We start from the raw sequence: 13,389 nt of genomic DNA, 5'->3' as shown, positions 1-13,389 counted from the left end.
AAAGGGAGTCACATGTAAAAAAGCCCGAATGTGCAGCGAAAACAATCCCTCCCCAGCCGGGAAAAGATCATTTAAGCACGCAAAAAAAGAAGGCAGATGCCCCACCTTCTCTTCTAACCGTTACAGATTGTATGCAGAAAAAAGGCAGACTGAACCCGTTGCTCCGCCTCGCAGGCAAAGCGCTTGAACGTAATTTAATTGTTCAATTCGCGGCGGTTCAGTTGTCGTTTATCACACATAATGCTCCTTTCCATCAAAATCCACATTTTTGGCAACAAAAAACACAGGCAGATCGCTGCCTGTGCAAGCCGTAATCGGGTGCGGAAAATAAACCTTCCCGCGATTCGCTGGGGAAAGCTTCTTTTCCAGATGCATATAAAGTGACAGGTTACCGCATGGGCAGACCAATCCCGATTACTCCGCTACAGGCAGAATATGAAGAAAACGTATAGTCACACGTTATTCTTATCGGGAAAAATCTATCACACGTAACCCTCCGTTCATCCAAGATATGAAAAAGAATAGCATAGAAAACAGCAAAATTCAAACTTTCGCCGGCTCAGCCTCCACCAGCCGGTGCCGGTACCATTTTGTTCCGTAGAACCGGCGCAGGAAGATGGCTCCCCGGATCCCCCATTCAATATTCATGGCCAGCCATACGCCGATAACGCCAAACGGCAGGACGACGCCCAAAATGTAGCCAAGCACGACGCGGAACAGCCACATGGACAGCATCGACACGACCGAAGTATATTTGGCGTCGCCCGCCGCCCGCAAGGCTGATGGGGTAATAAAGCTGATCGACCACAGCGGAATTTGCATGATCGTGTTGATCAGAATAATCGTAAAGATTTCGCCCACGATTTCGGCGGGCGGATGAAACAGCGACACCAGCGGGCGGAACAGCGGCAGGACGATCAGCCCCATGACGATGAACGTAGCCGACGACAGCCAGATGAAGGATCGCGTCAATTTTTTGGCGTCCCCGACGTCTCCCCGCCCGATGCACTGCCCCACCACGGTGACGATGGCGATCGACAAGGCGTTGGCCGGAATTTGCACCACGCCCGCCAGCGACGAGCTGATCGCATTGGCCGCGATCGCGTAAGTTCCCAGGCTGACGATAAAAATCTGCGTTAGAATCTTCCCGCCGTTAAAAAACATCTGCTCCGCGGCAAACGGCAGGCCGATGGACATGATTTTTTTCAGCATCCCCCAGTTGGCCATCAACATGTCCCGGATCCGTATGTGCAGGGCAGCGTCCACCCTGACCAAATAATAAATCGCGCAGGCGGCGGCCAAATACCGCGAAACATTGACGGCAATGGTCATCCCGAACACGCCCAGGTCGGCCAGATTAATGAACACGAAGTTCAGCAGGACGTAAGATAAGTTCATGATCAGCGACAGAAAAAGCGATGCCCGCGACCTCCCGATGCCCCGCAGCACCCCGCATACCGCCTCGACGATGGCAATCCCGCAAAAGGAAACGCTGCTGCCGATCAAGTATGTTTTGGCGTTGCTGAACACGTCGGCCTCCGCGGAACCGAACAGCAGGTTCAAGGTCGGATTATGAAGCAAAATAATCAGCAAGCTGATCGCCAGCGCCAGCAAAAATACCGAGGAGACTGAGCCGGCCGCCGATTTGGACACCATTTGATCGTTCCGGTTTCCTTTGTACTGCGCCACCACGACGGTGCCCCCGGTCGCGACGCCGACAAACACGTTGATCAAAAAAATGTTCAGCGAATCGACCATATTGACGGCGCTGACCGCGGCGACGCCGGAGGAACTGATCATCGCCGTGTTGACCAGATTGAGTCCGACGATAAACGCCTGGTCGATCAGGATCGGAATGATCAAGGCGATAATCTGCCGGTAATCCATCGATTCGGCGGAGAAATGTTTGTGCAAAAAACGATGCGTTTTGGCGCGGATGGCTGCGTTAACCACGTAATCACTTCTTTTTCGTCAAAAATATTTAAAGAGAAAAAATAAAAGACTCTTCAGCGCGAAGAGTTCTATCAGTTACAGCTTATGGATCGTTTTAAATGGTCCGCACAATATTATATCAGCAATCATAAATAAAGGCTCCCCGCTGAAATCGCCCATTTCCCCGTTTATCCGAAAAAAAGAGAGATTAGTAGGGACTAATCCCCATTTACCTCTCCGGAGCTTCCGTTTTTAAAGTTCCTCACCTAAAGGCGATGAACAGGGCGAAAATCAGCGCGAGAATCCCCATAGTGATCAACAAATTCGCCGCCTCACGAAAAACTCCCCGCACCCCCTCATTTAGAAGCCGCTGTTCTTTTTCCTTGAATTTAAGCTTGGCTGCCTCTTCATCCATCGAATTCAAAAAAGGCCGCTGATCGCCGCCGTAAAATTCCACGTTCTCTCACTCTCCTGATTCAAGATGGGCTCCGAACATTCAATCTTTAGCCCCATGATATCATAAAAAGGAAAACTGCGCCTCCACCTGCAGTAGTGAGTCAAAGGGGCGATTCTCCGAGCTTTCGCCCCGAGAACCGCCCCGTTCGTCACTTATTTTTCAACCGGAATCGTTACTTCGAGTTCTTTGATATAAGTTTTGTCGCCACGGCTGTATGTTCCATTGCTATCTTTACCCTGACCGACTACGCTCCAGTCGTTTTTATTCACCGTGAGGGTAAACGGTTTGATGGTGATTGACTTCGGCGTCCCGTTAAACGGACTGTACAGCTCGTCGACATGGTATTCGGTTTTGGGCTCACTGTGGAAATATCCGAACTTATTCTGGGTCAGCAGGTTGCCCTGATCGTCGACAATATCGTAATACATCATGCTGGCGATATAATCGCCGGTTTGCTCCGCGGATCTCGGCACTTTTCCGGTGCTGTCGATGACCAGCCGGGTGGTCACCGGTGTAATGACCAGCTCATTTACCGTATAACTGAAATCCTCGTAAGTTTTGGTAGCGTTAGGCTTGAGCAGCACGGCATTGTCCGCGATTTTCATCGGGACCTTGAATTCGAAGGATTCATCAACGCCCGTCACTTCGGTCCGGATCGTCAGTTCAAACTCATTACCCCAAGCCGTTTTGTCGTTCAACTGCCACTCTGCGCGTAAGGCATTATCCCGAGGAGGGAAATCTCCATAGCCGAGCGAGGTAGCTTCCTTATTACTGAATTCTTTGCCGTCAATAAAGATCTTCGGTCCTCCCGTTTTAATATAACCTTTTGGCAGTTGGTCTTCAGGCTTTTCCTGTTCGGTAAAAGGTGCGATCGTGTTCTCAAGATCAACGCCTTCCCGGTCGAGCACAAAGGACAATCTTGTCCCGTCATACAATAGATCTCTCAGTTTCAGCGTCACACCGTCATGCGTTACGCTCAGGTTCGGGTCTTTAACGAGCCCCTGATCCATCGCGGCCTTCACAGCCTCTTCGGTGGTGCCCTTAAAAATCGTACCGAACACCGGAACTTGCTTTAAAGCCTCGGCCATCGCCGGGGACACGAATCCCGAGCCGATAATCCCGCCTCCGAGAATAGCGGCGGCCGAAGCGGCAACTACGGTCCGTTTCCATACTTTCCTATTGTTTGCAGCGTGTTTTCTCGTTCTGCTCATATTCATCTCTCCAATTTTGTCGATAATTTCACCGCTCATGCTTGTTTTCGGCATCGCCGAATGACGAATCATTCGTTTGATCGCCTCCATTTCAGCGGACTCCGTTCGATCCGGCAAACGTCCCATGGGCCAACACTCCTTTTTCAGTGGCTTTTTCCATCAGCTTTTTGCGAATACGCTCGTACTTTTTGCGCAAAGTCGCCGGCTTGATTCCCATCACTTCGCCAATCTCCTCAAAACGGTATTGTTCTACCGACTTGAGCAGCAGGATATGGCGTTCCTCCGCCGTCAGATACGTTAATAGTTCCTCTACCGCCGACTGATGCGGAGAGATCTCCGGCACCGGATGCTGTTCCTGGCAGCGGTCGATCAATTTCAACAATCGGGCCTGCTTCTTCTTCATATTGATCAAATGATGGTAGGCTACCTTGTACAGCCAGGCAGAAAACGAAACTTGATTGCTGTACTGATGAAGATTCATATAGGCCCTGATAAAAATCTCCTGAACCGCGTCCTTTGTTTCCTCGTGATTGCGCAAAATGTAATAACAATACGTATACATTTGCCGTTCAAACCGTTGAATAATGGGAGCGTAAGCCTCTTTGTCTCCAGCTTTCACGCGCTCAATCAGCGCTTCGATTTTTAGGTTCCCATCCGTCGTTTCCCCGGGGATGACTGGTTGCAAAAAGCTCACCTCCTTTGCTGTTTACACCTATATAACAACCCGAAAATGCCGTTTTGTGACATGTCCCTCAATTTTGGCGTGAATCGAAAAATAAAGACCCGGATGAGGCCAACTTTTGCAAAGTGACCATCATTCGGGTCCATCGGATGTAGATGTGAGAAACTCCGGCGAAAAAGATAAGAGTAAAAAATGTCCCTATTCCGGCGATATCCCCCATTGATAGAGAAATAGAGTAAATTTATGTCGCTATATTCTCGAATCGCCAGGAAATGCCCGCGATCTGCACCATTCATAGGATAATAAGGACAAAAAATGCCGCTAATGGGGATGGGCATGATCTTATCCGGATAATAAGTACATAAAGTACCGCTATTTTTGAAGGATGGTGGTTAGTTAATCCAATGGCAATGGCAATGGTATTGGTATTGTTTATTGGTATTGGGGTCATGGTCATGCCATCAAGCGCGCAAGCGCCCTTAGCGCCGATTTTTAAGTTGAATCAATCTTTTGGGCGCTCAAGTCCTGGAATAGCGCATTTTTAGCGTTATCCTAAGCTGTGTGCATTCCGCAACCAGACGTGAAGCCATCCGCTTTATGAATTGCGCTGGGCTGCGATTTTTTCGGCCAGTTCGTTCAAATACGTCCAGCGCTCCATAAGGCGTTCCAGCTCCGCTTCAGCTTCCTCCTGCTGCTTCATCAGCTCCTGCAGCCGGGCAGCGTCGCTCGCCGCCGCTTCCATTTCCCCGGCAATATCCGCCAGGCGCTGCTCGGCCGCTTCGATCGTCGCCTCGATCGTTTCAAATTCCCGCTGTTCATTATAGCTGAATTTCAGCTTGTCGCCGCGGGAAGCGCCGCGGTTGTTCGAGGCGTCTGTTCCCGCTGCCGCGTCCGAATGGCCGGTTCCCGATCCCGATGGACCGGACGAACCGCTCCCTGCGGAAGCTTTCGCCCCGCCGGCCGCCGGCTTGCCCGCTCCGGCACCGGATCCCGGCTTGCCCGCTCCGCCGCCAGCTGCGGTCTTGCTTAATCCGCCGCCGCTTGCCCGCAGCCGCTCCTCATAGTCGCTGTAGTCCCCGACATGCACGGCCACCACGCCGCCGCCTTCGAACGCCATAATTTTATCGACGGTCCGGTCAAGAAAATAACGGTCATGGGAGACGACGAATACGGCGCCCGGGAACTCGTCCAAATACGCCTCCAGCACGGTCAGGGTCTGAATATCGAGATCATTTGTGGGCTCGTCGAGGAGCAGCACGTTCGGCGCGCCCATCAGCACGCGCAGCAAATACAAACGCCGTTTCTCGCCGCCCGACAGCTTGGATATCGGCGTCCACTGCATGTCCGGCGGAAACAGAAACCGCTCGAGCATCTGCGCCGCGGTAATCCGCGTCCCGTCGGCCGTGGCGACGACCTCCGCAGCTTCCTTGATATATTCGATCACCCGCTGTTTGCCGTCCATCTCCTGGTGCTCCTGGGTGAAATACCCCAGCTTGACCGTTTGGCCGATCACGATTTCTCCCTGATCCGGCTCGATCCGCCCGGCGATCATGTTCAGCAGCGTCGATTTGCCGCTGCCGTTGGGACCAACGATGCCGACGCGGTCTCCGGGCACCGCCGTATAGGTCAAATCGCCGATCAGCAGCCGTTCCCCCGCCGATTTGCGGATCCCGTGAATCTCCACGATTTTGCGCCCGAGGCGCGTAGAGGCGACCGAAATATCAAGCGCATCGCTTTTGTATTCGGTTTTCGCCGCCTGCAGTTGCTCAAACCGTTCGATCCGCGCCTTTTGCTTCGTCGAGCGGGCCTTCGCCCCCCGCCGAATCCAGGCCAGCTCGGTGCGCAGCAAATTTTGCCGCTTCTGCTCGGATGCGGCTTCCCGTTCCTCGCGTTCGCTTTTCAGCTCCAAGAACCGGCTGTAATTCGCCTCGTAGCGGAACAGGCGCCCGTGATCGAGCTCCAGCATGACGTTGCAGACCCGGTCGAGAAAATAGCGGTCATGGGTAATGAGCAGCAGCGCCCCGCGCCGTTTCTGCAAATAAGTTTCCAGCCAGGCCACGGAATCGTTGTCGATATGGTTCGTCGGTTCGTCCATAATGAGCAGCTCGGACGGGACGATCAGCGCGGAGGCAAGCGCCACCCGTTTCCGCTGCCCGCCGGACAAGCTGCCCATCTTTTGGCCAAAATCGCCGATCCCCAGCTTGGACAACACGCTTTTGGCGTCGCTGACCAGCGTCCAGGCCTGCAGCCGGTCCATCTCCTGGGCCAGCCGCGTAAGCTCCGCCTGCCGGGCGGCATCCTCCGGGCTTTGCTCCAGCGCTTCCTCGGCTTCCATATAAGCGGACACCACCTGCAGCTCGGGCCCCCCGCCTTGAAACACCCCGCGCAGGACAGAAATTTCCGGATCGTATTGCGGGTTTTGCGCGAGGAAATTCACCCGTACATCCCGGTTTATGGCAATACGTCCGTCATCGGCCGCTTCCAGCCCGGCAATCACCCGCAGAAACGTCGATTTGCCCGTACCGTTGACGCCGATGACGCCGATTTTGTCGTTTTCCTCCATGCCGAAGGAGACGTCCTGAAACAGCACTTTTTCTCCATAGGTTTTCGTGATATGTTCGACGGTTAGTATATTCATGCCTGATCCCTACTTTATATTTAGATGTCGTTCAAAAAGTCAGCTTTTGATCACGAAGCAAGACCATGGAGCGTATTCGGCATCGAATCTTGAATTCAGCCGGGCCAAGCTTATGCTTTCGAAGCATGTTTCCTTCGGAAACATTTCAGGTGCTCACGTACCCAAAACGTACGCTCCGCTCCTTTCGTCCCTAGCTTCATCCGACCTACAGCGTTTAGAAAAAACGCACATCGAAAGCATACGCTTCGATGCTGAAAAGCCGACTTTTTTGAACACGCAATTTATAGTATCATCCCGATTCCTAGGGCCAGCCCGCCGGCGGCCAGGGAACTGAGCAGATTCACCGCATCGTTGTTCATCCAGCGGAAGCCGCGCACCGGCACGGTCTCCCGGCCGCAGTGGGAAGCGACCTCCACCTCTTTGCCGCAAACGCTGCAGCGGTGCATCCACTGCACCGTCGCCCCAAGCCAGGAGTCGGCAAACGCGCCGAACAAACCGGACAGGCCGCCGATCAGCGCCCAGCGCACAAGCCCAAATGCGCCGGTGCCAGTGCCAGTGCCAGCGGGCTCGCCGCCCGCCGCATCCCCCGTCCAGGCAAGCAGCAGCCAGGCCCCACCGCCGATGAAGACGGCCCCGGCCAGCGCCGCAGCGCTGCCGAGCAAGGTCACGCCGCCCGACGTTCCCGGAGGGATTCGCCGTCCGGTCACAATGGAGCTCGGCGCTGTCCGGCTAAGGCCGCCCAGTTCGGTCGCCCAGGTGTCCGCGGTGACCGCGGCCATCGTGCCGACAAAAAAACAGCCCCAGCCCGGGTCCGGCCAAATCCAGTTGCCCAGGCAAGCCAGCATGCCGAGCCCGCCGTTCGCCAGCACCTGCCCGGCGTCCCGGCGCCCGCTTTTGGCGTAGGAGCGCTCCAATTCCTCCTTGCGGTCGCCGCGATAATGAGACAGCACGGACGAGCTAATGAAAAACAGCAACAGCAGGCCAAACCAAAACAGGCTGCCCGCGCCGTAATACACCGTCCCCATCACCGCAGCCGCAACCATCCCCGACAGGGACAACGAACGTTTCAGGTAAGCCGCCCCAGACACAAGCAGGGCGCATAGCGCCCCTACGATCCAATCCATCATCATCATGTTGCCGACGGGCCGGTTTCAATCACGCAGCTGCCGAGCGTCCGCGAACCGTACGCCAGTTCCAGCTTGTCCCCCTGACAGGCAGGCCCCACTCCTTCGGGCGTTCCCGTAAAAATAAGGTCCCCTGCACCCAGCCCGTAATGTTCGGCGATGTAATCCACGATCTGCTGCAAAGAAAAAATCATCCGGCTGATGTTGCCGCGCTGCACGATTTCCCCGTTTTTGCGCAGCACGAAGTCCTCCTGCGCGGTTTCGGCGGCTCCGGGGAAGGCGATGTAAGGCGTGAGCGGCGCGGAATGGAGGAACCCTTTCGCCGCCGTCCAGGGATGGCCTTTCTTCTTAAGTTCGCTTTGCACGTCCCGCAGCGTAAAATCGATGCCGAACGCCATCACGTCCACCAGCTCGTCGACCGTTATGCCCGGCTCATAGCCGCGGCCGATCCGCAGTACGAGTTCAGCTTCGTAATGCACTTCTCCCCGGTCTGCCGGCAGCGCGATTCCGCTCCCGTCCATCACGGTTACGGCATGGGACGGCTTCAGGAAAATCATCGGCTCGGCCGGGACGTCGTTGCCCAGTTCCTCCGCGTGCGCCCGGTAATTCCGGCCGACGCAAAATACGTTAGCGATCAATTTGTTCATCATGGCATTTCCTCCAATTTAAAATAGCCGTACGCCAAACATCCGGACGGTTCGTGCACAGCAGGATACCGGGGTGAAGCGCTGCAACCTTCCGCAGCAGCCGCACCTCGTCCATCGTCCAGGCCATCACCTCGATCCCGCGCTTTGACGCCTTGTCCGCAAGCTCCGCCGTTAAGGCGCGGTAATGGATGGACAGGAAATTGCAGCGCAGAAGCTGCAGCCGAAGCAGCAGGTCTTTCGGATAATGGTCGATGATCAGACCGGTGCGGATGCCGCGGCCGATTTCTCTGATTTTCGCCAGCACGCGAGGTTCGAAGGAGGTAAGCACAACCTCCTGCTCCATATGCCGCCGCTTGACGGCGGAAATCACTTTTTCCTCCAGGCCGGGGTAGCGATTTCCTTCCGTTTTGATTTCGATATTAGCCCGCAGGCGGCCGGCGATCGCGTCCAGGAACTCGCTTAGACTGAGCAACCGCTCGCCCGCGTAAGCTTGCGATTTCCAGCTGCCGGCATCGAGCTCCTGCAGCTCGGCCCAGGTTTTGTCCTTGACCGGACCGCTTCCGCTCGTCGTCCGGTTGAGCGTAAAATCATGAATCAGCAGCGGAACGCCGTCTTTGGAGAGCTGAACGTCGACCTCGATCCAGTGGACTTCGGGCTGCTCCATCGCCAGCTTGACCGCGGCCATCGTATTTTCCGGCGCAATGCCGGAGAATCCCCGATGGGCTACACATTGATTACGCAAGCTTATCGCCTCCCTGCAGCCATAGACGTTCGCACTCATGTTCCATTCGTTTGCTCGCCGATCACCGATCACCCCGAGGCGGACACCTCGCCCTTCTCATTGATGGTTACGCCGGGCGATAAGCTCTTCACTTCTTCCAGCAGCTTCTTCCCGTCCTCCGCCGTCATCGGCACCGGCTGCCCCAGCTCCGTGCGGTACGGGACAAGCTGCAGCCTGCAGTCCCCTTCACGCGTGCATTTTGCCGCAAATACGGCGGTATCCCAAGTTTTCTGATCCAGCGATCTCGTAAAAATAAAGTTGCCCGTACTGTAGGCAATCCATTTCCCCTTGTATTTCTCCAAACCTTGCATCACATGCGGATGGCCGCCGACCACCAAATCGGCTCCGGCGTCGATAAACGCGTGGGCCAATTCCTGCTGATGGTCTTCGAGTTCGGTCACACGCTCCTTGCCCCAATGAGCCACCACCAGCACCAGATCGGCCTGTTTGCGCGCCTCGCGGATCGCCGCAAGCGCCGGTTCGGGATCATATACGGCCGCCACGCCCGGGTGCTTCTTCAAGGCGGTCCACTCATACTCCGGGATGACGCGGCTGAAGCCGAACAAAGCGATTTTAACGCCTTTGCGTTCGACGTAAACCGGCGCGTACGCTTCCTTACTGTTTTCGCCCGCACCCACATATAAAATTCCGTTCTTCCGCAAATTCTTTAACGTATCTTTAAGACCGGGGACGCCTTGGTCCAATACATGGTTGTTGGCCAGGTTCACCGCGTCGACGCCGGCAGCGGCCATCGGGCCCAGCGCTTTGGGCGGCGATTTGAACACAAACGTTTTGTTTTCGGCCGCTTCGCCGCCCGCCGTGACCGGCGTTTCCAGGTTCAGCACGCTGAGATCATCGTTTTGAAACAAATCCTGAACAAACTTATAAGGATAATCATAGCCGGCTTGCTCGAGCTTTTCCTCCACCTTGCCCGAAAAAATCGTATCGCCCGCAAAATGGATCAGCAGTTCCTCTCCGCTCTCCGTCTTGTCGCCGTCGGTATTTGGTGTCTCTTCCAAGCTGGATTCGTCCGGGTTCAAGGGTGCTCCGTCATCCGCAGCAGCGTCTCCTGCCCCGGCGTTCCCGTTCCCGGGCGAAGAACCGTTATCCGCCTTAGCGGAATCTTCACCGGTTCCCTCCTGTGCCGGAGAGACATTCGGCGTTTCATGATCTCCCTGATTTCCCAGAGCGATGTTCGGATCGCCGCCCGTTTGTTCCGCGCCGTTCCCGGCACTGTCCTGCCGCGTGCGTTCTTCCAAATAGAAATAAGTCCCGAGCACGATGATCAACGAGATGAGAGTCAAATTGATCAACACCCACAAGCGGTTTTGCCGGTGTTGTTTTTCTTGTTTTCGTTGCTTGCGTTTTTCCGATCTTGGCGGGTACATTACAGACTCCTTTTAACGCTGTATTTGACCGTATAATTTTATTATATCAGGGATCGGAAAATAAATAGAACCCCTCGCCTATTTTATAGGCAAGGGGTCGCAAATTCCCCCGCAGGGGGAACTTTCCTTAGGCCTGAGGAACCGTCAATTTCTCAGCCATCCGCTGCGCCAGCTGTTTGGCCTGCTTGATGCAATCGGGCAGACCTACGCCTTCGAACGCAGCCCCGGTCGCATAAACGTTCGGCAGCGCGGCCTCAAGCCCTTTCCGGAAAGCGGCGATGCTTTGCAAATGGCCCACCGGATACTGCGGCATCGATTTCGGCAGGCGGGTAATTTCCGCGAACAGCGGCCGGGCCGTCACGCCCATCAGCTTTTGCAAATCGCGCAGCACCAGCGCGGTGATCTCCTCATCGGACAGGAACACTTTGTCCTCGTCTCCGGATCGGCCCACGTAGCAGCGGAGCAGCATCTTATCCTCCGGGCTCGTATGCAGCCACTTGATCCCGGTCCAGGTGCAGGCCGTGATGTTCAGGCCTTCCTTGCGCGGCACGAGGAACCCCGAGCCGTCGAAGCTGCCGGTCACGTCCTCCCTTTCAAAGGCAAGCACGACGTTCGCCACGGAGACGTAATTGACCGCATCGAGCGCGGCAACGTCGACGTGCGGTCTAAGCAGGTCGGCCGCGGCAAAAGCCGGCACGGTCACGATGACGTCGTCCGCCGCCAGCTTTTCGCCGGAAGCCAAAACGACCTCGTAGCGGCTTTCACCCAAACGCCGGATTTCCGCCACTTCGCTTTCCAGCCGCTGATCCACGCCGGAAAGTCCCTTCACCAGGCCTTCCACGAGCGTTTTTAAGCCTTTGCGGAACGTCAGGAAGGCGCTGCGTTTCGTTCCGGTGTGGGTCTCGACCGGCTTTTTCCCGCTCATCATGCCTTTGATCAAGCTGCCGTAGGCCCGCTCCACCTCGCCGAACTGCGGGAAGGTCGACTGCAGGCTGAGCTTGTAGGTGTCGCCCGCATAGATGCCGGCCAGCAGCGGCTCGGTGATATTTTGCAGCACCTCGGCGCCGAGCCGCCGTTCGATAAAGGCCCCCAGCGATTCGTCCTCCTCGCTCATGCGCGGCGGGGTGACCAGGTCGAGCATCGCCCGCATTTTGCCGTTCCAGGACACGAGGCCGGTTGCGAGGAAAGGCTCCAGCTCGGTAGGAATGCCGAGCACCAGGCCGGACGGCATCGGATGCAGGCGGCCGCCGCTGACGATATACGTTTTTTTCGCGTTCGGATTCATTTGCACCAGTTCCTGCTCCAGCCCCAATTCCCGCGCCAGCTCGATCATCGCCGTTTTGCGGGCCAGGAAGGAGTCAGGACCTTTTTCGATCACAAACTCGTCTTGCTCCAGGGTTTCGATTTTGCCGCCCATCGTTTTTCCTTTTTCGAGCAGCGTGATTTGCGGTTCAACACCTTTTTCCCCATAAAATTTGCGGATGTAAAAAGCCGCGCTGAGTCCGGTCAATCCTCCGCCAATAACGACAACCTTGCGGGAAGATTCGCTCATCGTTCTCATCTCTTTTCCCATGTATTCATAATGACGTCGCTTAACGCCTCCATATACAGCGGTTCGGTGTTCAGCGATTCGATCCGTTCCAGCCGCATATCCAGCTCCTTGGCGATCGTTTTGGCCTCAATGTCAAGGTCGTATAGCACCTCCAAATGGTCGGACACGAATCCGACGGGAGCCACCAGCACGTCCTCCACCTCCGGGCTCAAGTCCTTCAAAGTGTCCAGAATATCCGGACCGAGCCATGGATCGGCCGTCCGCCCCGCGCTTTGCCAGGTGAATTGCCAGTTGCTCACCCCGGCTTTGTCCGCAACGGCTTGCGACGTTTCCATCAGTTGGTCGCGGTACGGATCGCCCATCTCCAAAATTTTCTCCGGCAGGCTGTGGGCGCTGAACAGCACCTTCACCTCGTTCCGCTTGGCACCGGCTTCCTCGAACTGGTCCAGCTTGCGGGACACCCGAGCGGCAAAAGCTTCGATCAGCTTCGGATGCAGATGGTAGCTATGTACGAAGCTCATGCGGATCCCGGATTCCTGGGCTTTCGCTTCGGCCCGTTTGATGTAGCCGCCGATGCTCATCACGGAGTAATGGGGGGCCAGAACGATGCCGACGGCGTCCTTGATCCCGTCTTTGGCCATCTCGGCCACGCCGTCCTCGATGAACGGCCGCGCATGCTTCAGTCCCTGATAGCAAACAAATTCCCGGTCCGCGCCCGCGTTCAGGCGGTTTAACGTTTCCTGCAGCGCGGCGACCTGTTTGTCCGTGTTGGCGCGCAGCGGAAAAACGCCTCCGACGATCGCCTCATAGCGGCCGACGAGTTCGGCGAGCTGCTCCGCGGTTGGCGGATGGCCGCGCCGAATGTGCGTATAATAAGCCTCTACTTGGTCCATACTCTCCGGCGTGCCGTAAGACATCACCAAAACACCGATTTTTGTTTTCACGATTATGGGGTCACCTCTGATCCATTATTATTT

At 55.7% G+C, this 13,389-nt stretch carries 11 protein-coding genes; all 11 read right to left on the bottom strand.

All coding sequences use genetic code 11. The annotated features are described in order from the left end of the window. Positions 1-543: 543 nt before the first annotated feature. Positions 544-1,887, bottom strand: coding sequence for an MATE family efflux transporter (locus tag NYE69_RS14000; RefSeq protein WP_394373444.1), 1,344 nt, complete (start codon positions 1,885-1,887; stop codon positions 544-546). A gap of 307 nt (positions 1,888-2,194) precedes the next feature. Continuing rightward, positions 2,195-2,389: a hypothetical protein gene (locus NYE69_RS13995; protein WP_036624293.1), complete on the bottom strand. Its 195-nt coding sequence runs from the start codon at positions 2,387-2,389 to the stop codon at positions 2,195-2,197. A gap of 152 nt (positions 2,390-2,541) precedes the next feature. Beyond that, on the bottom strand, positions 2,542-3,726 hold the full coding sequence (locus tag NYE69_RS13990; protein WP_340926639.1) for a DUF4179 domain-containing protein: 1,185 nt from the start codon (positions 3,724-3,726) through the stop codon (positions 2,542-2,544). Beyond that, complete coding sequence (locus NYE69_RS13985; protein ID WP_155621155.1) at positions 3,692-4,285, bottom strand: RNA polymerase sigma factor; 594 nt, start codon at positions 4,283-4,285, stop codon at positions 3,692-3,694. The genes NYE69_RS13990 and NYE69_RS13985 overlap by 35 nt, the downstream gene beginning before the upstream one ends. A gap of 592 nt (positions 4,286-4,877) precedes the next feature. Next, positions 4,878-6,920 carry an ABC-F family ATP-binding cassette domain-containing protein gene (locus NYE69_RS13980; RefSeq protein WP_340926638.1) on the bottom strand — a complete coding sequence of 681 codons (2,043 nt, stop codon included), beginning with the start codon at positions 6,918-6,920 and terminating at the stop codon, positions 4,878-4,880. A gap of 281 nt (positions 6,921-7,201) precedes the next feature. Further along, the gene (locus NYE69_RS13975) at positions 7,202-8,044 is read right to left on the bottom strand and encodes a DUF92 domain-containing protein (RefSeq protein WP_340926637.1); all 843 of its coding nucleotides are present in this window, start codon (positions 8,042-8,044) and stop codon (positions 7,202-7,204) included. A gap of 5 nt (positions 8,045-8,049) precedes the next feature. Next, positions 8,050-8,691: a fumarylacetoacetate hydrolase family protein gene (locus NYE69_RS13970; protein ID WP_340930397.1), complete on the bottom strand. Its 642-nt coding sequence runs from the start codon at positions 8,689-8,691 to the stop codon at positions 8,050-8,052. Beyond that, the gene (locus NYE69_RS13965; protein ID WP_340926636.1) at positions 8,672-9,433 is read right to left on the bottom strand and encodes a glycerophosphodiester phosphodiesterase; all 762 of its coding nucleotides are present in this window, start codon (positions 9,431-9,433) and stop codon (positions 8,672-8,674) included. Before NYE69_RS13965 ends, NYE69_RS13970 begins: the two co-directional genes overlap by 20 nt. Before the next feature lie 68 nt (positions 9,434-9,501). Then, positions 9,502-10,860, bottom strand: a complete 1,359-nt coding sequence (locus tag NYE69_RS13960) for a CapA family protein (RefSeq protein WP_328271206.1) — start codon at positions 10,858-10,860, stop codon at positions 9,502-9,504. Between the two features lie 127 nt (positions 10,861-10,987). Next, positions 10,988-12,412, bottom strand: a complete 1,425-nt coding sequence (gene hemG, locus NYE69_RS13955; protein ID WP_340926634.1) for a protoporphyrinogen oxidase — start codon at positions 12,410-12,412, stop codon at positions 10,988-10,990. Positions 12,413-12,417: 5 nt separating this feature from the next. Next, positions 12,418-13,356, bottom strand: coding sequence for a ferrochelatase (hemH, locus tag NYE69_RS13950; RefSeq protein ID WP_340926633.1), 939 nt, complete (start codon positions 13,354-13,356; stop codon positions 12,418-12,420). Between the last annotated feature and the right edge of the window lie 33 nt (positions 13,357-13,389).

Source organism: Paenibacillus sp. FSL R5-0527 (genome assembly GCF_038008055.1).
Lineage (GTDB): Bacteria > Bacillota > Bacilli > Paenibacillales > Paenibacillaceae > Fontibacillus > Fontibacillus macerans.
This window is presented reverse-complemented; position numbering and strand designations above follow the sequence as displayed.